We start from the raw sequence: 21,472 nt of genomic DNA, 5'->3' as shown, positions 1-21,472 counted from the left end.
GCTTTTTCTCTTATTATTCTTTGGCTAAGCGCTCTCTATACAAACGCTATAATTAGCGACGTAACAACGCTCTCAGAATCGCCTATGCGTCGTTGTCCATGCAGTTAGCGTAATAAGTTACCGTTGCAGGCCAGTCGCTGAATACGCCCATCACACCCACATCTTGTGCCAGCACATCAAGCATTTTCATCATATCGCCATCATTGTTGATGCCGTCCTTCACGCTCTTGTAGTACCAACCACCGCCTTGCGCTAGCGGGCCAGAACGTTCCAGTGTCCATGCGATAATGTCGAGGTCTGCATCCTTAGCCAGTTTCGCGTAGTTAGACGCCACTAATTCGTTGTTCTTATCAAGTTCAACCAAAGCAAACAGAGGTGGTGCGATGATATTCACACCCGCATCGTGCAGTTCTTTCATGTTCTCAACAGACGCGACAAAGTCCGTTTGCTCATAAACACGGTCATCAAGGTAAACCGCTTGTTTGCCGAACTTCGGCGTTTCATTGATCCAATACTTCACATCATCCAAGTTAAATGACTGTAGGTAAGTCTCAGAAGGCTTGAAACCCGCCTCTTTCAGTTCATCCACCAACTTCTGCGCGTACATCTCTTGGCTAAATCCATTGAAAGGCATGTCTACTGCTGCCGATTTCAATTCAGGTGTGACCTTAACGCCGTGCTCTTTAAAGAGTGCTGCACTTTCTGCGTGTGTCATCAGTGTCCCACTTTGACTGTAAAGATCGGTTCTCCAACCTGGAGTTCCGTTCATGTACTCTTCAACCGTGGTGGCTTTTGGGTTCGCACCATCCATTTTTCCTTTTAACGTCTTAAACTCAGCCAACGTGAAATCAGAAGTACGGCACTCCACCTGAGCATCTTCACCTGTCGTTGGATTAGCTGGTGTAAACGGGGTTGAGCACTTCTTAGCAAGATCTGGGTGCGCTAATACATCGGTTGTGGTGTGCAGATCACTTTGCGAGTGACGACATACCAACGCCTTATCTTTGGTAAAGGTCACATCACACTCTACAACACCTGCGCCCATTTGAATCGCCGCTAAATAGGATTCCTTAGTGTGCTCAGGAAACTGCATCGCAGCTCCGCGATGCCCAATAGAAAAATCACTACGATGAAAAGGTCCTTCGCTGCAACTCAACAGCTTAGTTTTCAAAGGGCTCTCATCCATATTGTTGACTAAAAAGAAGGGACGAGGTCCTAAGTTTGCTGGTTCTGCAGCGGCCCATGCCGTTATTGAACTCATGCCTAATATCAGAGCAATCGAACCTTTCAGTATTTGCTTCATGTTTGTATCTCCTTGCAACAAGCAATTATTTTTCTAATGTCCTTTATTCGATCATTCAATGTTGGATAACCGTCATATATTTTTTTGACTCAACACTGAATAACCTCATGTGGGCTGACGCCACAATGTAGGGATTGCACGCTTTGTGCCAGATGTTAAAGCGCTTTTATTACAATCACTTGAAACAGTTAGCCATTCGACTAAAAACCAAATGGGTCATTGTTGTCTTGTGCTTTTATTTTGGCTTTGGTTTTGGTTTTGGTTTTCCATTTAACAAACACCTGAACGAATTAAGCTTTGAAACTCTCTTTATCCAATTGGTGTTTCTTCATTTTTCGATAAAGGGTTTTACGCGGTAAATTCAGCTTACTTGATACCTCGTTAATGTTACCTGCGCTTTCTATTAGCGCTTCCGTCAGTACATTCCTTTCGTACTGCTCCATCTGCTTTTCAAAGGCGAAATCTTCTCCGGACGCTTCACAAATTGGCGATTGAAGATCGAAGCCATCACCAACGATACCCAACACAAATCGATCAGCGACATTACGTAATTCACGTACGTTACCCGGCCATTCATGTCGACATAGCTGCTGTATCTGCTCGGGGTAAATCGTCGATGGGCGCGTCTTATATTTGTGGCTCGCTTGAATCACAAAGTGGCGAAACAGCACCTGAATGTCTTCTTTTCGTTGGCGCAGTGCCGGAAGGTTTAAGCTTGCAATGTTCAAGCGATAAAAGAGATCGGCTCTGAATTCCCCAGACTCACTCAAGCTCACAAGATCGGCTTTACTGGCTGCGACCACGACGATGTCGACAGGTATCAACTCATTACCACCAACACGCTCAATCATTCGCTCTTGAATCACACGCAGTAGTTTTATTTGTACCGCAATCGGCATGCTCTCAATTTCATCGAGAAACAGAATACCGCCATTGGCTTGTTCTATTTTACCAATGCGCTTCTTGTTCGCGCTAGTAAACGAACCCGCTTCATGGCCAAACAACTCACTCTCAATAATGCTCTCTGTCATACCACCACAGTTAATCGCGACAAATGGCTTAGTCTTACGACGACTGAATTGATGCAGAGCTTGAGCTATCACCTCTTTGCCCGTTCCCGTTTCTCCGTTGATGATGGTATCGACGCCGGTATGCGCTAAAGCGAGCACTTGCTTACGTATCGTATCCATCGCTTTTGATTGGCCAATAACCACAGATTCAATCGGTAGCTCCTCTTGCTCATCGCCATCCGAGGTTGACGGGCAACTGTGCTGACATTGGGTAATCGCCAAATCAAGCTTCTCCACCAGCTCACTCGAATTAAGCGGTTTTTCCAGAAAGTCGAAAGCGCCCAGCTTCATCGCTTCGATCGCCATTGGGATATCGCCATGACCACTCATCAATAAAACGGGCACATTCGGGGCACGGTGTTGGATTGAGCTCAACAACGTCAAACCGTCCACTTTCGGCATGCGCACGTCACACAACACAACCGACTGACTGTTCGCTTTAAGCGACTTTAGGCCAAGGTTGGGATCAGTAAAGGTGGTGACACTAAACCCTTCTAGCTCTAACATTTCGCTCACGGCTTCGACGACATCTATTTCATCGTCGATAAGAACTATGTGTTTTTCTGAAATCATGAACCTGTGCCTTTTGGTAGAGTGACGATAAAGGTGGTGCCTTGGTGTTCAACCGATTCCACGTGAATCGAGCCGCCAAAGTCTTTTATTATGTTGTATGCGATAGACAAGCCGAGCCCGAGCCCCTTACCTGTTGTTTTGCTCGAATAAAATGGGTCAAACAAATACGGGATATCGTCTTCAGGTATGCCCAGTCCATTGTCCTTAACCAAAATCTGTATGGTGTTCGAAAGCTCTTGCGTAGCAATACTAAGTTGAGGCTGCTCTTTATGCTCAATGGCATCCAGAGCATTGCTGATGAGGTTCACCAGCACTTGTTCCAAGCGTATGCTGTTGGCTCGAACCATCTGGTAGCTTTGGGGCGAATACTGAATCGATACTGGGCTCTGTCTGGTTTCAAACAGATCAATCGCATCACCAATCACCTTCTCTAGTTCCACATTATCAATCTTGCCGTCGCTCTTACGTGAGAAGGCTTTTAAGTGACGAGTAATCGCAGCCACTTTGTCTAACAAGATCTCGATCTTTTTTAGGTTCTCTTCTGCCCTGTCTGGCCTTTGCTTGCCTAACCAAAGCTGAGCACTTCTAACGTGACTGTTTACTGCGGTCAGAGGTTGATTGATCTCGTGCGTGATCCCGACACTGAGTTGCCCCAATGCAGCCAGTTTTCCGGCTTGGATTAACTCATCTTGAGTCACTCGCAGCTTGGCTTCGGCTAGGGTTCGCTCTTCCACTTCAGCTTCTAATTTTCGGTTAGTTTGCTTAACGATTTTGGCCGTGGTTTGGAATACCTTTAGGTACTTGGCCATTTGCGTCACTTCGTCTTTGCCACGAATGGACACTTCGGTATCTAAATGGCCGGTAGAAATCGCAAACATGTTGTCTTTAAGCTGTAAAAGTCTTTCCAAAATACTCTTACGCACGTAGAACCATGAAATAGCAGCGGCAGCCAACACGCTAAATAGAGAAAGGAAGAGAGAAAGACGCTGGTTAGATTGCAAAGATTGCTGCGCCTGCTGAATCGATTGGTCAATATTGCTATTCACCTTGCTGGTGTTGCTTTCGATCTGCACGGTTAATTGGTTCAAATGCTCGCGGCTGTTTTGCAGGAAGTATTGCTCTTGATAAAGATGATCGAGCGCTTTATTTTTCATCCCATACAAGCTGCTATCGCTTGAGGCAAGGCTATAAATCACCGTGAGTTGATGATCTAATTGAGGAAAATCACTTCTTAAATCACCACTGACCCAGAGCTTCCACCACTCTTCCCCTACCTGCTCTAAACGGTAACTGGTGTAATCGAGCTCATTAAAGCTTGAGTCGTTATACAGCTTCTCTACCAAGCCTAATTGGTAATAAAGCAGAGATTTCAACTGGGTATATTGGATTTGATCTTTGGCTGGGTCAGATAAACTATCGAGTGAATCACTGGCTTGTTGCAATAGAGGATAAAAGCCCTCAAGCAAGTTACGAAGTTCTTGATTGAGTTGTTCTGACTCAATCTCACTTTGATACAACAAACTCAGACTATTGTTAACTTGGGCGATAAGGTCTTTAAAATAGGCATGATAATCAGGGAACTGAACCATAACGCTATTCATCACGGAAATAGCGTCTTCGATTTTTAGCATCGCCTGTTTGCGCTCTAAATTCGATTCAGCGTCACCAAGCTGAGAAGACGTTGTGATAATCACTCGCACCATATCATTAAGGCGTGCGGCATTATCTAAGGCCGGGATTTCACTCTCCTTTAGCTCAACAAGACGTTGGTTTAAATCATCGAATGTAAAGCTGGAGACAACCGAGAGGAAGATAGTGGTCATCGATAGCATGGCTAACGCAAGTACTAAGCGCAGCTCAATACCTTTCCAACCAAACCACTTACGACGTGGGATTTTGATCGAGAACGGGCGCTCAAAACTATCCTTATTTTCTACAACCTCGGAGACATGACTACTCACTCGCCCCACCTTCTTCTCATCAAATAATCAACAGGAACTGTCAATGATTCAATTAGTTAGGGTATGAGCCTTACTTAGGTTTGCATCGAATAGCTTTAGTGAAGCTATTAAATGAAGAGTAATCATTAACATTTCACATAAGATATCATAACAATTGTTTTATAAAGCTTGAGCTGTCTGTTTTGCGATAATAGAAAGTGACCGCACCGACAGAAACGTGATTACTTTATCAATACGCCCGTAAATCATACGAATAGCGCGCTCAATCAAGCAGTAAAAACCTTCGATTATTTAATAAGTTAAGGACTAGAGATCTAAAAAATCGCACAAGCTTTCACTCGTGCGATTTCATTTATGCCATGTCCATCGACTAACCCGAGGCTCAACGAACTTAGAGAATAATCATCCCATCGCGATAAGTCAGAGCAGGAGAAACGTCTTGGCCAAGTAAGACTGGGCCATCAAGGTCGACGATTTCAGATTGAACGGCGATAGGCAGAGCTGCACGCATCGCCAAAGAAGTACCAAGCATACAACCAGACATCAGAGTAAAACCGAGCCTTTGTGCTTCTTCTGCAAGAACCAATGCTTCAGTCAAACCACCCGTTTTATCGAGCTTGATGTTGACCATTTCATACTTACCCAACAGCGATGAGAGCTGTGAAGTGGTATGACAGCTTTCATCAGCACACAGTGGAATCGGGTGCTTGATGTGTGCCAGTGAAGCATCATGTTGCTGTGGAAGAGGTTGTTCGATCATCGCAATATCAAACTCTGTTAGTTGATTGAACAACTCTTCGAGATTCAGCCCTGTCCACGCTTCATTGGCATCCAATACAATCGTTACACCTTCCGCAACTTCTCGAACTGCGCGAACACGCTCTACCACTTGCTCTCCATCAAGCTTCACTTTCAGGAGTTTTGCCCCATTTTCGACATAGTCTCGAGCCTGAGTCGCCATCGCTTCTGGAGTGCCAATCGAGACGGTCATTGCTGTCACGATTTGATTCGGTAACTCAAACAGGCTATTTGGGAAGACCTGGTCATGTTGTTTGGCTTCAAGCTCCCAAAGCGCACAATCGACCGCATTTCGCGCTGCCCCTCCGGTCAATAAAGACTGAAGATGATCTCTTAGCTCTGCCGGAGCGGTAACGCCTCGCTCAAACATACCTTCAAGCGCACTAGACGCTTGTTGGATTTGCGCTAACACAGACTCCGATGACTCGCCGTATCGTGGGTAAGGGGTGCACTCTCCCTGAGCTTGTTTGCCATCATGCTCAATATAAACACGGACAACGTGACACTCAGTTCGGCTGCCACGAGAGATGCGAAAAGCCGTTTGCATCGCGATAGTAATGGGTTCTGCTGTAATCTTCATAATTTCACTCGGTTGATGTTCGCTTTAACAAATGGAAACGTAGAAATGATGGAGTCGTTAAAGTGAATGTCGCAAATGATCAGTAATGTGTTGTACACCAAAACGCACTGGATCCGTCACGAGCACTTGATAGAGTGTGGTCCATTCTTGGCATAATGTCTCAGCATCTTCAATGCTAATTGCCGACGTGTTCAAACAGATACCAACCAATTTCACATCTGGATTCGTCAATCGCGCGGCTTGCAAGTTCGCTTCAATAGTCTGCTCTATGCTTGGCAATTGCGCATGAGGAAGGTTGCGAATGTGTGGTCGCCCAACTTCGTGACATAGCACCAAAGCGTCAGCTTGTGCGCCATGCAATAACCCTAAACTCACGCCTGCAAAAGACGGATTGAACAACGAACCTTGGCCTTCAATGATATCCCATTCGTGGTCAGTAAAATCGGGGCTAATCGCTTCCACCGCGCCGGAAATAAAATCTGCAACCACCGCATCAATCGAAATCCCGCTGCCTTCAATCAAGATACCCGTCTGCCCTGTCGCTTTAAACTGAGCTGACGTTCCCGCTTGTTTAAGCGATTTTTCAATCGCCAACGCCGAGAACATTTTTCCTACTGAGCAATCTGTTCCGACTGTGAGAAGGCGTTTACCTTGTCGTGGTTTGCCGTTACCAACCTTTAGAGCACCATCAAAGTGGCGTACATCATGAAGCTTAGTCAATCCTTGTTGCTGCATGTCAGCAAGCGGTGAAAATTCACTCAAGCGTTGGTGCATGCCAGATGCAATCTGAAATCCCATTTCTGCAGCTTCCATTATGGTTGACTGCCAAGAATCAGGGATAACGCCACCTGGGTTTGCTGTGCCAATCACTAGCGTTTTCGCCCCCTGCGCTTGAGCAGCTTGCAAGGTCATATCCGTTAAGCCAAGTGAAACAGTATCGTCTGTTAAACGCAGTTGGCCTAAGCAAATTTCTGGTCGCCATTGTTGAATTCCGCGAGCGGTTTTTGCGGCAAGTGGGTCGGTAACATCCCCAAGAAAAAGAAGATAAGGTTGAGCAATAGACATGAGCATTCCTAATTAATAAGTCTTTGTATGGATTTACTTTAATTAAGAACTCAGAAGCTGCCGAATACCTATTTATGGCGAGCCTATAACCTTAAGTTATAAGGCGAGTATGGCTCTTCAATGAAGCGATAAATTGCTTAACGGAAATCGACTGAGGGGTGTGCTCTGCGCAAAGCATCGAGACCGAGAATTGGATATCTGGTTGAAGTGGCAACACACAAACCGAATCGTCATTTTGTACTGCTCTGCAGTCCACGGGTCAACGATCGCAAACCCTGCTTGGTGTTTCACCAGTTCAGCTGCCGCGCTGTATCCACGCACAGATATTGGATGATGATAATGCGCATCTCGCGCAATAAGGCTTTGATGTAACAGGAGGCCTAATGGATCGCGGCTATCGAGCCCGATGATTGGCAACGGATAATTGATTAGATCATCGAGGGTTAATTCCAAGGGTAAATGATCAACCGTATTGGATGGAACCAGAACCTTGAGTGATTCAGTTAAGAGCGTTTCACTTAATATAGCCGGCGGCGCTTCATCGCCAAACGCGATAGCAATATCAAGCTCATGCTTTAACAACCCAGCACACAGTTCATCGCGATTGGCAGTCAGCAACTCAAAAGAGATCTCTTGTTCGCGAGACATTTGGGCTATTACCGGAGTCAGCAATTTAGTCGCCAGAATCGGTGGTGCACCAATACGCAGGTGCTGATTGCCTTGCTTCACTTTATTGGTCAAAGAACGGAACTGCCCCAATTGCTGATAGACCTTTTCCGCTTCTGGCAGCAAGGTTTTCGCTTCAACTGTTGGTACTAAGCGCCCTTTAACACGCTCGAATAAACCGAAGTCAAGCTGTTGCTCGGTGTGCGCCAGAATACGGGTCACATTGGGTTGTGACACATGCAGATTACGCGCCGCTCCGGATACGGTACCGGTCTGCATAATGGCGTAGAAGACTTCCAACTGTCTTAGGTTCAAATCAATGTCCTTTTGGGTTCACTTAACTATTTAACTATTTAACTATTTAACTATTTAACTATTTAACTACTTAATCACTTATCTAATCAGCTATCTAATCCGTTACCTGAGCGAGTTTATTTTAATAACGCTTCTATCTTAGGTTGTAGAACCTCAGCCCAAACTTGATAAGCCTTAGCATTCAAATGCAAGTCATCACAACTGTATTCATTGGATAGTAATTGATTCGGTGCTAGCACACGGTTTACATCCAAAAACTCGATATCATGTTGTTCGCAATAAGCCTGTAGTCTTTTATTGAGTTCTGAAACTTGAGGATTCAACCCTTGCAGTTTATTGCCTACGTGCAGCGTTGATTGAACAAGAATAGTAATACCTTGAGCTCTCCATGTTGTAAGCATCTCAATATAGTTCTGATAGATATGGTCAACGCTGTAACCTTGTGCAAGATCGTTAATTCCCGCCATAAAACACACCAGCTTTGGCTTCACGTTCAACGTGGTATCAATACGGCGCAACATACCCGTTGTGGTATCGCCCGCAAGGCCACGGTTGACCATTGAGACATCACGGAAAATATCAGCCCACGGAGCCCACTCAGTGATCGAATCACCAAACATCACTAGGTCTGCATTTGGAGAAAAATGACGGTGATTGTCTGATGTCATGATGTAACGGCTCATGCTGTGGCCTCGTTGTTGAATCTCAGACTGAAGAGCGACCGCTTTGAGGATCTCGCTATCCGGCGTAGTTCTATCAAATTGAGCCAACAACCCTTCAATGTGAGGCTTAAAAGGGCTAAGACGAGTACTCAGTTGATGGTGTTCTTTAAGGGAAGATAGCTTTTCTAGTAATGCATACAAAGAGCGGTTTTGACCAACTTCTTGGAATAACTGATACAGATCGAGGACAGGATTTTGTTGTAGCGCGGCAAGTAATTGCATGTCTTCCATAGTGTTATCTAACCCTTCAATTATCTAGTGATGAACCAAAGATAATATCCGATTGCTTACGGGATAGATAACACTAGAAGCAGAGAGTTACTTAATCTGAACAAAACACATACGTACTGAATAAAATTTATGGCCGTACAAATCTCAACTGGGACTCAAAAACCAGCACTTCATCATAATATGCATAAGAAATTAGCTACATATTGTGACCCCAGTCTCTCAGCCTACCGTCTACTCCTATTGCCACTATTTAACGGAGGATTTATAGAATATCAGGATGGTGAATAATAAGTTAAATCATAATAATAAGGACCTTAACGTGAAACTTTCTCTATCCAATACCGCGTTGGCCGTTACCGCCATCCTACTTGCAGGTTGCCAATCTGCACCTGAATCAGTTCAAGAACCAACGACATACCAATGCCAAACGAATACGAATGCCGACGTGAATGACTTGAGGATCTATCAAGTGATGGTCGAAAGCTTTGTCAGTGGCGATGACTCAATTGGTCATGGGACAGGCTACGGAACCAGTCACCATAACGGAGATATCCAAGGTATTATCGACTCACTTGATTACATTGAATCTCTTGGCATGAACGGGATTTGGCTAACCCCAATCTTTAATTCAGAGCCTATCGAAAACCAAGACCATTGGGCTGATAGATTGGATGCAACCGGTTATTTTGCCACTGATTATTTCAATATCGACCCTAGATTCGGAACGATGGAAGAAGCTAAAACCTTAGTTGAAGAAGCGCATGCTCGAGGGCTTTATGTCTTCTTTGATGGCGTATTTGGCCACCACAAAAAAAACGTAGTGCCGTCACCTACAGGTAAGGTGCCCCAAGGAGAAGATAATCCAGTCTCATACCCTGAGAGCCTAGCCTTCTATCAAGAAGTTGCCGAGTATTGGATCAAAGAACTCAAAATCGATGGTTGGCGCTTAGATCAGGCTTATCAAGTGCCAAAAGAAGCTTGGAGTCAAATCAGAGAGACGGTAGACACTGCTTCTTCTCAAGTCGAATACGTAAACAGCGAAGGTAAAACCGTGAACCCTCTGGGTTATATGGTCGCGGAAATTTGGGCCGGTGAGAACCGTATTATAGAAACAGGTTACGGTTCAAATGAAGCACCGGCCTTATGTTCTGCGTTTGATTTCCCGATGCGCTACCGCCTAACAGAAACCTTTGCCGTAAACGAAGCAGGCGTGGGGAACAAAGGTGGAGAATGGCTTGCAGAAGGCATGTCTTTACATTCGTTATACCCAGACCACGCAAAGCCCAACTTGATGATTGGTAACCATGACCTTGTTCGCTTTGGTGACTTATTACAGCGCGGTGATATCGCTTCTCCACAAGACAAAGAGTATTGGCAGCGTTATAAAGCGGCATTTTCATTCCAAGCAGCTTATACAGGCCCAATAACCACCTACTATGGGGACGAAATTGGCGATCAACTAGAAGGTTTTTCAGATAAAGTTTGGACTGATGACTGTGCCATTAATGGCTTGTGCGATGACCATGTAGCACGTACTAGCGGTAAAGTAGAAGGTGTCACAACTCAACTCAATACCAACGAAAAAGACTTAAAGCAGTACGTTACAAACTTAATGAAATTAAGGGAAACGCACCCCGCTCTATCACAGGGTAAACGTACAAACCTAATCGCCAACGATATCGCATATGTCGATCACAAAGCCTATGAAGGCGATGCAGTTATCTACGCAGTGAACGTTACCAACAAAGAGCAGACCATAAAACTAACCAAAGAAAAAGCAGGCTCCAAAGCTGATCTGACGGATATTGAATCTGAGCAATCTATATCAGCAATTGATGGTCATTACTCTATAGTTCTAAACCCTTTTGAAGCTCGTTTCTTGTCGATAACACAACCAAATAAAAAAGGCCCTATAGCGGCCATAATGGCGACAGGGAATGAAGTTGGACAAGGTTTCATGGCTAAATGTAATAATCCAACGATTAACGCTGAAGGGCCAATTTCAAGCCCACTTTATGTGGTTGGCAACTTTGCTGATTCAGGTTGGAAACACGTAGCTAAACGAGAGTTTGCGTATAAAGGTGGAAACACTTACCAAGTCGTTACCACTGAAAAGCCTGGTAGCTATCGCATGCAATACGCGTCTAAAGCTTGGTCACCACAATTTACAGCGGATGGGCTCAACCTAAAACTGGGACAACTAAACTCATTAACTAAAGGTGGTTACGGGCAAGATACTGCTATTACCATCCGTAATCCAGGGCAGTATGTATGGAGCTTACAGTTCGATGAGACGGGACAACCATTAAAAATTATGGCTTCCAAATGTGCTGAATAGCCAAACCTAAGACCTAAGATCCAAGTTCAACCAAGTAAAAACCCCTTATTCCTACGAATAAGGGGTTTTCATTAATCGGCATTAGATATTAAGAGAGCACATACGATTAGAACGATATCTAGCCCTGTTTCACTTGCAAGTGATTGCGATTATCACGGCTCTTTTTAATAAGCTCGTTGCTTTCATCCATTTCATCTGACTTTGCAAGGCGATCATAAAGTAGCACGTTGACCGTCGCAGCTAGATTCATACAGCCTACCGTTGGCACATACACAACGTGGTCAGCTCTATCCGCAACATCTTGAGAAATTGAGCCGTCTTCAGGGCCAAAGATATAGATAGCGTTTTCAGGGTGTTTAAAACGAGGCAGTGGTGTCGCACCTTCTGCTAGTTCTACACACACAATCTGAGTTTCCGCATCAAGATTATCTAAAAATGACTCAGCGGCAGTAAGCGGGATCGTGCGCGCTGCGCTCTTCGTATCAGTGTGGAATTTAGCGGCTTTTTCGTAGCGTTGCCCTGTGTATTTAACTTCGTCGACTTGGTAACAACCAGCCGCACGCATAACAGCGCCAACATTCGTCGGGCTCTTTGGGTTAGTTAAACCAATAATCACATGGCTTTTGTTCATGAATATATCTCACTTAACGAATAAACATAGCAAGGTGCTACAAAGGGCCGCATTCTACCAAAGCAGCGTCGAATTCAAAAGCATGGATACAAACTCGCTTTTTCGCTCTTAAGCCTCTAATTGCAAGGCTTCTCACTTGAAAAACTTAACCATCATCATATTTATCAAACAAAAACACTCTAGAGTAACAATTAGACAACAAGCCCATTTACATTTTGAAACCACATTAATAATGTGTTGAAAATTGCATGAGAAAATCACACAGGAAGCGTGACATGACCCTAACCATCAAAAACCGCCTTTATATTCTCTCTTTCATTCCTTTGCTACTAATGGCAATTGGCATGATGAGCGTTACGTATATGAAGAGCACCGAGCTAACCGCACAGCAAGTAGAATCGACGCGTAGCAATATGATGGCGATGAAAGAAAAGGAACTCAAAGCGTACCTGCAAATGGCCTACTCTTCGATCAGCCCATTTTTAGATAAAGGGGCAACGCTAGAAGAGGCTTTACCAACATTGAGAACCCTAGAATATGGCGAATCAGGCTATATTTTTGGCTATGACTCTAAAGGTGTCCGAGTTGTGGTTGGGCAAAGTAACGATGGTATTGGTAAAAACTACTATGACCTTCAAGACAAACAAGGTAATTACCTAATCCGAGACCTGATCAAGAACTCAAAATTGGGTGAATTTACGACTTACTATTTCCCGAAACCGGGCCAATCAATCGCTTTACCAAAACTCAGCTACTCAGTATTTGTTCCGCAATGGGACTTAATGCTTGGTACTGGCTTCTACACCGATGACATCGACGCTGTTATTGCCGAGATGAAAGAGAGTTCAAATGTAGCGCTACAAAGTTCCTTGACTGCTATCGCGATTTTCTGCGGATTGATTGCCCTAGTGGTAGCCGTTTTCGCTGTTGCAGTGAACCGTACCATCATGCAACCTCTTGAGCAGTTCGACCGTTCAATTAGTGCCTTTGCAAGTGGCGAGGCCGATTTAACCGCTCGAATGGAAAAATTCAAAGCCCCTGAGTTCACTAAGCTCAGCGAGAACTTCAACGCCTTCGTTGCTAGCCTACAAACCATCATCCGCAGCGTGAGTGATGTTGGCCAGCAAGTTGTCGCTGAAACCAGCAGTATGTCTTCTCGCGCCGCTCAGGTTGATGAAATTGCCACTGGTCAGCGTGAAGAGACTGAACAAGTTGCAACAGCAATGACCGAAATGACAACAACAGCACAAGAGATCTCAAGTAACGCAAGCCAGGCGGCTGACTCAGCGAAGCTTGCTGAGGGTAATGCCAAAGAAGCTCAACAAATAGTGAACGCTGCTGCCAACTCTGTTGCTGGTCTTGCTAGCGAAGTGTCAGAAGCCAACACAGTGGTATCTAGATTAGAGGGTGATGTACAAAACATTTCGTCGTCACTGACGGTCATTCAAGATATTGCCGAACAAACAAACTTATTAGCACTGAATGCAGCAATTGAAGCCGCTCGTGCAGGTGAGCAAGGGCGAGGATTTGCAGTGGTTGCGGACGAGGTTCGTAAACTGGCAAGCCGAACTCAAGAAAGCACTGGCGACATCCATAAAATGATTCAGCAGCTAAAAGCTGCCTCAGATGCTGCCGTAAAAGCAATGGATTCAAGCCAAAATAAAAGTGCTCAAACGGTGGAAGAAGCGAATGCCGCAGCCGCAGCACTGGCGAAAATCCAAGAGTCGATTGATACGATCATGGACATGAACTCATTGATTGCTACCGCGACAGAGCAGCAAAACATTGTTGGCCAAGAGATATCTCAACGTATTGTGGTGATATCCGATCAAAGCTCACAATCGGCATCATTAGCGAATCAAAACCGTGCGGGTAGCCAAAACCTCAACAGCCGCGCAAATGAGCTGTACCACTTGGTTGATCGCTTCACGGTTTAACGTTTAACGTTTAACAAGTAAAGCTATAGAGCATTAATAAAAAGGTGCCTCAGAATTTCTATTCTGAAGCACCATTTTATCTGAAGTGATTTGGTAAAATAGAACTAATCCAATTGCTCAGACAGGAAGTCCACCAGCAAGCGAACCTTTGAAGACAGGTTACGGTTCTGCGGATACAGCGCCCAAATCCCCTCTTTATCGTCTCGATAATCGGATAGCACCTCAACCAACTCTCCCGACTCTAGATCTTCACTCACGTAATATTCTGGCAGTTGAACCAAGCCAATGCTCTGTTTAGCGGCGTCCAATAAGGCTAAGCCACTGTTACACCTAATTCGTCCATTAACACGAACCGAACGCGGACGACCATTTTCCTTGAAGCGCCAATGCTCAAAACCACCCACTAAGCATTGGTGATGACTCAATTCAGAGAGCGTATGCGGCTCACCATAGCGTTCAATGTATTCAGGGCTTGCACATACATAAAGCTGTCGCTGCGATAACTTCTTTGCGACCAAGCTTGAATCTTCTAAGCGGCCAAGGCGAATCGCCACATCAACACCAGAATCGATGAGGTCGAGCTTTTGATTGGTCAGCATCAGCTCAAGTTCTACTTGTGGGTGAAGCTTTAAAAATTGATGAAGTATTGGAGCGAGTTGGCGCTCACCATAGGTCACAGGCGCAGTGACTTTCAGTAAGCCTTTTGGCGTGGATTGCATCTGCGTGACCGCAAGCTCAGCAATTTCTAAGCCTTCAACCAGCAACTTACACTGCTGATAATAGAGTTGCCCAGCCTCTGTAAGAGAAACCTTACGCGTCGTTCGATTGAGCAGTTTCACCGCGAGTCGTTCTTCGAGATTTGCTACTCTACGACTGATTTGAGCCACCGACGTAGCGAGCTTCTGCGCCGCACCGGTAAAGCTTTCACGCTCTGCCACTGCAACAAACTCACTTACCCCTTCCCAATTGGCCATGTTTTTACCTTATGCTGAACGATGGTTACCCAGACAGTGTATTGAAGATAGATATCAGTGTCACCTTGCTTGATATGCGCTGTTCATAAATGGTCTTCATCTACAATCGTTCAAAATCAATACAACCAACACCTGACATTTCTCCATATTCCTTACCTAATACTAACAAAATCGGCTTTTCTCCTGACACTCATCTTACCACTTCATTGGTATGTTGGTTCTGTACCGGAACACAGGTATTCCAACAAAGTAAGGTAATCCTATGAAAAAATTAATCATACTTGCATCAACTCTTGTTCTCAGCACCACAGCGTTTGCAGCAACTAAAACAACAATTCAAGAAACAACGCTAAAGTCTGATACATTTGTTACTGAAGCGGAAGCATACGATGCAGGCACGAACCTTATGGATGAGTTAGGCACAAAAACTTCTTTTGAGCTTTCAAGAGAACTGCCACAGTTCCAACAAACAACAAAGTACGATTCGTTCAAGATTGATGACGCGAATATGGAAGTGAAGAAAATCACGAATATGAACGGCGACATTCATTACCAAGCGAACGTAAAAGTTGACTACCGTTACACATACAAAGACGGTCGTAGCAGCTAACAGCGAATGATTGATTAGGTCTAAAAACTGATCACCTAGTCAAAAAAAAGCCCGCACTCATAGAATGCGGGCTTTTTTGTCGTTCAGCTATGATCAATGGGAGCCAGAGTGAGCAACCATTGTCAGCTCATGTTTATCTGCTTATTTTTGAAGATTAAACCTCAAACTGAGATACAAGGCTATCAAGCGCTTCACACTGTTCGGCCAATGCCATGCAAGCATTCTCAGCGCTGCTCGCCATTTCAACCATTTGCATAGTGCTTTCTGCGATGCGTTGAACATTCTTGTTCACTTCTTCAGACACTTGAGACTGCTGAGAAGCTGCGGTTGCGATTTGTGTGTTCATGTCATTCATCTTGCCGATTGAGTTACGAATCTCACTCAGTGAAGACGCCGCAGTTCCTGCCTGAACAATGGTTTTCTCGCCACTCACTTTGCTTTCAGTCATCACGCCAACCGCGTGTTTAGCACCCACTTCTAAGCGTTCAATCATTGATTGGATTTCACCAGTGCTGTCTTGAGTTTTACTCGCCAGCGCTCTTACTTCATCTGCGACTACGGCAAAACCACGGCCTTGCTCACCGGCACGAGCGGCTTCAATCGCCGCATTTAATGCAAGCAGGTTGGTTTGCTCTGCAATGCCTTTAATCACGCCAAGAATTGAAGCTATGTTCTTCACATCGGTATCCAGATCTTGAACCACGCCACCCGCGTTCTCGATATCTTGCGCAAGGCGTTCAATAGAAGTCACGGTTAAACCCAACGTCGTATCTGCCGATTCCACTTCATGATTGGCAACGTTACTTGCAGTTGCGGCATCCAGTGCATTACCACTGACCACTTCGCTAGTTGCTTGCATTTCATGAACCGCTGCCGCGACGACTTCACTTTCTCTTTGTTGGTTCGATGAAAATTCAGCAACACTTTGCGTGAGTGATTTAATGTTTTCCATCTCGCCACGTACTGCGTTCGATGTAAGAATAACTTGTTCCACGGTTACATGGATCTTGCCAACAAACTGGTTAAATGCGGAGCTTAAGCGAGCAATTTCGTCGTTGCCTTCAACCTTCATACGTTGAGACAAGTTACCGTCGCCCGATGCGATCTCATTCATCGCTTTCTCTACGTTCTGGATTGGTTGGACGATAAAACGGTTAGATAACCACATCGCAAAAAGCGCAGCGAAAACAGCGACCGCCATACCCACTTCAATGATCAACTTACTTGATTCGATAGAGTCAGCAGCTTGCTGGCGAAGCTCTCTCTGCTTCTGTTCAATCAGGGTTCTGATATCACGAAGCTGAACACGAATGATTGAAAACTCAGCGTCTAATGCTGGTGAGTAATTGATGTTGTATTGGTATGCGTTGGCAGGATCTGCAAACATTGGCTCATGCAGCGCCACCCACTTGCTCATCGCGTTCACAAGCTTTGACAACTCACCGCGAGAAGAAGGATCCAGCACACCCGCTGTATATAAAGTTTCCACACTTTCAAAACGAGGAACCGCTTTGTAAGCGTTGTCTTTAAATTCAAATTTTTGGTACTCAATCGCCGCTTGGTCTTTCGCGAGTAGCAGACCTTGAGCAGAAGCAATAACTTGGTAAATGTCACGATACCCATCTTCCAAATTGTCTAGCACGGGCTGAACCACATTATTCAGCTCATGGTTGATCGCAGCCTGAGCATTAGATCTAATGACATTAAGCACAGTAACAGTCGAGAAAACAATCACGATTACCATTAGTGGAATCGCAATTTTACTCTTAATAGATAGGTTGTTGATACTCATAAGGGGGTTAATAACCACACAGTAAATAGGGACGCGCGCATAATATACAGTATCAATATAAAAGCTAGCTAAAAATTTGATAACCTAGTCGCATATCAAACGTTACCCTTGAATCGACTGTCTATTATTCAACCAAAGGTCAACTTTAAAAAGTAGAGCCAAAGACGTTTTTGCACTTATTTACCACAGACATGCTCAAATACTGGAGAAGTAATGGAAATAGCACCATAATGTACGGCTCAAAAGTAAATAGGTATGAACATGAAAATTTGTGGTGTTGAAATCAAAGGTAACGATGCTGTCATCTGTCTTCTTTCTCTGTCAGATGGTGTATTTAATATCCCTGATTGCCGAGTTTCAAAGGTTGCGATTAGCGACGCAAACGACACGCAGAATATGAAAGACTTTCAATTCTCTTTTGCAAAGTTAATGGAAGATTACCAAGTAGACAAAGTTGTGATTCGTCAACGCCAAACTAAAGGCAAATTTGCTGGCGGTGGCTTTGGTTTCAAACTAGAAGCAGCAATTCAACTGATCGACGGCCTAGACGTAACCGTTGTGTCACCTGCTGACATCAAGGAGAGCCTTAAGCGCAACCCTCTTATGATGAAGTTCAAAGAAACTGGCCTTAAGCAATACCAAGAAGCACCGTTTACAACGGCTTACGCTTGCTTGATGCAGCGCTAATCAATAGTCGCTAGCCAATATTTGATACAGAAAGAGCCTGAATATTCAGGCTCTTTTTTGTTTCTATCACTCGGCTTTAAACCCAGTTAGTTTTGATGAAATACGCTTACCGCTCTAACGCTGTTCGCCTGCGAGCCTTGATCCATTCTGGCTTCTTCACCACCAGATAAACAGCAGCGGCAGACAAAGCGAAGCCCATTGCGCCGTAGATATCGAACGACTCACCAAAGATAAGCCAGGCTTGAATGGCTGTCGTCGGTGGCACCAAGTAAAACACCGATGCCACACTTGAAGATGCACCATGCTCTACCATGTACAGTAGCAACAGTATTGCGATACAGGACAACACAACCACCAGCCAGATCAGCGTTAACGTAAATTCTACCGTCCAGTTCACTTGCATAGTTTCGTAACGCATTGCGAACGGTAGAAACAACGCTGCAGAAGCCAAGTATTGCACCATCGCGCCGCCGACCATATCCGTCCCTTTGCAGAAACGCTTTTGGTACAAAGTACCTACCGTGATACCCACCAGCGAAACCAAACACAACAGCGTCGCCATGCCCTTTTGATCATCTGATTGCCATTCAATATTTCCCATCAACACTAGGCTAATGCCCGCAAAGCCGAGGGCTAAACCCAGCCATTGTGCGAAGTTAAACCGCTGTGAAGTACAGCTGATCATAATCAAGGCAGTCAAAATCGGTTGTAAGCCAACAAGTAGAGAACTCAACCCTGCAGGCATACCCATATCAATCGCCAGATAAGTGCCACCAAGGTAGAAACCATGAATCAAGATGCCGACAACACAAGCATGGAAGAATGCGCGACCACGAGGGATACGACGCTTAAGGATTGCAATCAAAACCAAGAACAGCGCTACGTTGGCCACCATCCTCAATGAGAGTAATGTTGCGGGTTCCGCGTATCCCACACCAAGACGTGCGCCGACAAAACCTGACGACCACAATATTACAAACACAAACGGAATCATTTTAATCAGCATTACAAACCTCTGGTCAACTCTTCATCAATGCTGTTACCTTAGTTGGGTACAGATAACTAATAAAGATACAGATATAACACTTTAAATGGTTACAGATTGAGAGTGAGCAACGAGGGAGAATAACGTGGAAGTAGAACTCAGCGGCAATAAATACCTTGCTACCGAACAACATATTAAGGCTCAGATTGATAAAGGATTATTCCACCCAGATGATCGCCTTCCCTCAATTCGCCAGCTTAGTGAACAGCTTGGCGTAAGCAAAAACACCGTGATTCGTGCCTATCAAGAACTGGAGGCTACAGGCTGGGTTTATTCGGTCCCTAAATCAGGCTATCGCGTGAAAGCACCTAACACCACCAGCTGGGATGCATCAAGCCAACCTCAAAAAGTGGACCTCTTGTCTGTCACCAAATCGGTACTCTCTCGCCCGAAAGGCCGCCTGAAACTGTTGGCAGGTTCTGCGCACCCGAACATAAACAACCCTGCGATTCGTAGCTTGTATGCCGAGATTGGCCGCCACAGTCGATTACAAACTCAATTGCCCGGTTATTACCAATTACCTCCCGGCGATGAGCAATTAGTAAAGCAATTGTTAAAGATCACCCATGATCTAGGCGTACCTGCGGGATCGAAAGAGATTGCGATTACTCATGGTGCTCAACAGGCGATCAGTTTGGCATTACGTGCGCTCACCAAGCCCGGTGACATCGTGGCGGTCGAGTCGCCCTGTTACTTCGGTAATCTACTTTTACTTGAATCACTTGGCTTGCAAGCCCTTGAAATACCAAGCAGTGTTAGCCATGGCATTGATATCCCATCACTACAGAGTGCGTTGGACAAATGGGAAGTGAAGACGCTGCTGCTAACACCAAACTTTACTAACCCAACCGGCTCAAGAATGCCATTGGCGAATCGAAAAGCATTACTGGAGATCACCGGATCTTTACCAATTATCGAAGACGATGTGTTCGGTAGCTTGGCGTTCGATACACCAATCGCTAGCCTCAAAGAGCTTGATGACCAAGATAGAGTTATCTACGTGAACTCTCTATCCAAAACCTTAGACTCTCGCCTACGAATTGGTTGGTTACTCTCGGGGCGTTACCAAGCTCAAGTCGAAAAATATCTACTTTGCGACAACATGGGCAGTTCCAATCTCATGCAATCGGCGGTCGGACAGTTTCTCACCACAGGCAAATACCGCAGTCACCTGTCCAAAATGAAACGACTCTATCAAACCAATCAAAAGCAGTTTCAAAGCTTGTTAATACAAGCATTGGACAGCTATCCTCATATGGAAGGGCGTTATCATTTATCGAAGCCAGAAGGCTCTTTTTTAAACTGGATAACATTGCCTGAGTCGGTCGATAGTTATGCCGTCTACCAAGATTGTTTAAAGCACAAGTTAGGGATTTTACCCGGTACTGTGTTTGGGACGAATGACCAATATAAACACTGCTTGCGCTTCACTGTCGCCAATATTGAAGAGAGCAAAGAGTGGAAAGAAGGGGTTGTGACACTAGCCAAGATTATCTCTAAGCACGTACGTTAGGTTACCTTTCTAATTACCATCAAGACCAAAACAACAAAGCCCCACTCAACTGAGTGGGGCTTTCATCATTATCAGGTTTTTATTTGCTTAACGGTAATTAACCTTGCCAAGCGAACTGTTCAAATACTTTGTCTACTGGCGTTTTGGCAACGCGGTTTACGTAGTTGCTGATTACTTTCTGAGACAAGCCAAGAATCACTTCTAATACCTGTTGCTGACCATAGCCCGCTTCGAAAAATGCTGCCATTTCACTTTCAGGCACATTGCCACGATTACGTACCATGCTTAACGTGAAGTCGTGCAATGCTTGCAGTTTTTCAGTTGGCAGTGCGGTGCGATTACGAAGTGCTTCGGTGATTGCAGGATCAACCTTCATTGAATGTGCAATGCCAGTATGCGCAGGCACACAGTAATGGCACTCGTGCTCAACATTTATGGTTTGCCATACCACGGTTAACTCATCAGCATCAAAAGACGAATCACTAAATGCTTGATGAAGCTGCGTGTAAGCTTTGAGAGTATTAGGTGATTCAGCCATCACCCCAAAAAGACCAGGAACTCGACCCATCTGTTTTACAGCCCCTTCAAGAATAGGTTTGCTTTGCTCTGGTGCTGATTCTACTGAGTGAATTTTAAAGTTGCTCATGTTCTATTCCTTTCG

At 44.9% G+C, this 21,472-nt stretch carries 16 protein-coding genes and 1 pseudogene; 5 read left to right on the top strand and 12 right to left on the bottom strand.

Annotated features, from left to right (window positions below):
* Positions 1–82 precede the first annotated feature (82 nt).
* From L3V33_RS07565 to L3V33_RS07535, 7 genes and pseudogenes are all read right to left on the bottom strand, one after another.
* Positions 83–1,303 carry a glycerophosphodiester phosphodiesterase family protein gene (locus L3V33_RS07565; RefSeq protein WP_237290131.1) on the bottom strand — a complete coding sequence of 407 codons (1,221 nt, stop codon included), beginning with the start codon at positions 1,301–1,303 and terminating at the stop codon, positions 83–85.
* 290 nt (positions 1,304–1,593) lie between these two features.
* Positions 1,594–2,946 carry a sigma-54 dependent transcriptional regulator gene (locus tag L3V33_RS07560; protein WP_237290130.1) on the bottom strand — a complete coding sequence of 451 codons (1,353 nt, stop codon included), beginning with the start codon at positions 2,944–2,946 and terminating at the stop codon, positions 1,594–1,596.
* Positions 2,943–4,916 carry an ATP-binding protein gene (locus L3V33_RS07555; protein ID WP_237290129.1) on the bottom strand — a complete coding sequence of 658 codons (1,974 nt, stop codon included), beginning with the start codon at positions 4,914–4,916 and terminating at the stop codon, positions 2,943–2,945. The genes L3V33_RS07560 and L3V33_RS07555 overlap by 4 nt, the downstream gene beginning before the upstream one ends.
* A 382-nt stretch (positions 4,917–5,298) precedes the next feature.
* Positions 5,299–6,285, bottom strand: coding sequence for an N-acetyl-D-Glu racemase DgcA (gene dgcA / locus L3V33_RS07550; RefSeq protein ID WP_237290128.1), 987 nt, complete (start codon positions 6,283–6,285; stop codon positions 5,299–5,301).
* 57 nt (positions 6,286–6,342) lie between these two features.
* Complete coding sequence (gene dgcN / locus L3V33_RS07545) at positions 6,343–7,350, bottom strand: N-acetyltransferase DgcN (protein WP_237290127.1); 1,008 nt, start codon at positions 7,348–7,350, stop codon at positions 6,343–6,345.
* A gap of 91 nt (positions 7,351–7,441) precedes the next feature.
* Positions 7,442–8,331, bottom strand: a pseudogene (locus L3V33_RS07540) (LysR substrate-binding domain-containing protein).
* 116 nt (positions 8,332–8,447) lie between these two features.
* Positions 8,448–9,284 carry an SGNH/GDSL hydrolase family protein gene (locus L3V33_RS07535; protein WP_237290126.1) on the bottom strand — a complete coding sequence of 279 codons (837 nt, stop codon included), beginning with the start codon at positions 9,282–9,284 and terminating at the stop codon, positions 8,448–8,450.
* A 277-nt stretch (positions 9,285–9,561) separates the two neighbouring features.
* Here L3V33_RS07535 and L3V33_RS07530 point away from each other — a divergent pair, with 277 nt between their 5' ends.
* Entirely contained in the window at positions 9,562–11,622 is a 2,061-nt protein-coding gene (locus L3V33_RS07530; RefSeq protein WP_171314361.1) for an alpha-amylase family glycosyl hydrolase, read from the top strand.
* 118 nt (positions 11,623–11,740) lie between these two features.
* On the opposite strand, the gene L3V33_RS07525 is transcribed toward L3V33_RS07530, so the two are convergent.
* A complete protein-coding gene (locus L3V33_RS07525; RefSeq protein ID WP_004732974.1) occupies positions 11,741–12,253 on the bottom strand; it encodes an RNA methyltransferase in 513 nt (170 codons plus the stop codon).
* A gap of 275 nt (positions 12,254–12,528) precedes the next feature.
* On the opposite strand from L3V33_RS07525, the gene L3V33_RS07520 reads away from it, so the two are divergent.
* Positions 12,529–14,190: a methyl-accepting chemotaxis protein gene (locus L3V33_RS07520; RefSeq protein WP_237290125.1), complete on the top strand. Its 1,662-nt coding sequence runs from the start codon at positions 12,529–12,531 to the stop codon at positions 14,188–14,190.
* 104 nt (positions 14,191–14,294) lie between these two features.
* Here L3V33_RS07520 and L3V33_RS07515 read toward each other — a convergent pair whose 3' ends face one another.
* Positions 14,295–15,164 (bottom strand): LysR family transcriptional regulator, encoded by an 870-nt coding sequence (locus L3V33_RS07515; protein ID WP_017088293.1) that lies wholly within the window; start codon positions 15,162–15,164, stop codon positions 14,295–14,297.
* A gap of 262 nt (positions 15,165–15,426) precedes the next feature.
* On the opposite strand from L3V33_RS07515, the gene L3V33_RS07510 reads away from it, so the two are divergent.
* Positions 15,427–15,774 (top strand): DUF3316 domain-containing protein, encoded by a 348-nt coding sequence (locus L3V33_RS07510; protein WP_114635660.1) that lies wholly within the window; start codon positions 15,427–15,429, stop codon positions 15,772–15,774.
* Between the two features lie 154 nt (positions 15,775–15,928).
* Here the strand turns inward: L3V33_RS07510 and L3V33_RS07505 are convergent, their stop codons facing one another.
* Positions 15,929–17,566, bottom strand: a complete 1,638-nt coding sequence (locus tag L3V33_RS07505) for a methyl-accepting chemotaxis protein (RefSeq protein ID WP_237290124.1) — start codon at positions 17,564–17,566, stop codon at positions 15,929–15,931.
* Positions 17,567–17,827: 261 nt separating this feature from the next.
* Between L3V33_RS07505 and L3V33_RS07500 the strand changes: the two genes are divergently transcribed.
* On the top strand, positions 17,828–18,253 hold the full coding sequence (locus tag L3V33_RS07500; RefSeq protein WP_010432976.1) for a DUF3010 family protein: 426 nt from the start codon (positions 17,828–17,830) through the stop codon (positions 18,251–18,253).
* Between the two features lie 106 nt (positions 18,254–18,359).
* Here L3V33_RS07500 and L3V33_RS07495 read toward each other — a convergent pair whose 3' ends face one another.
* Positions 18,360–19,259 carry a DMT family transporter gene (locus L3V33_RS07495; protein ID WP_237290123.1) on the bottom strand — a complete coding sequence of 300 codons (900 nt, stop codon included), beginning with the start codon at positions 19,257–19,259 and terminating at the stop codon, positions 18,360–18,362.
* 124 nt (positions 19,260–19,383) lie between these two features.
* Here L3V33_RS07495 and L3V33_RS07490 point away from each other — a divergent pair, with 124 nt between their 5' ends.
* Entirely contained in the window at positions 19,384–20,811 is a 1,428-nt protein-coding gene (locus L3V33_RS07490) for a PLP-dependent aminotransferase family protein (RefSeq protein WP_237290122.1), read from the top strand.
* A 97-nt stretch (positions 20,812–20,908) separates the two neighbouring features.
* Here the strand turns inward: L3V33_RS07490 and L3V33_RS07485 are convergent, their stop codons facing one another.
* On the bottom strand, positions 20,909–21,457 hold the full coding sequence (locus L3V33_RS07485; protein WP_017076508.1) for a carboxymuconolactone decarboxylase family protein: 549 nt from the start codon (positions 21,455–21,457) through the stop codon (positions 20,909–20,911).
* Positions 21,458–21,472: the final 15 nt, after the last annotated feature.

The organism is Vibrio sp. A2-1 (genome assembly GCF_021728355.1).
GTDB lineage: Bacteria > Pseudomonadota > Gammaproteobacteria > Enterobacterales > Vibrionaceae > Vibrio > Vibrio splendidus_K.
This window is presented reverse-complemented; position numbering and strand designations above follow the sequence as displayed.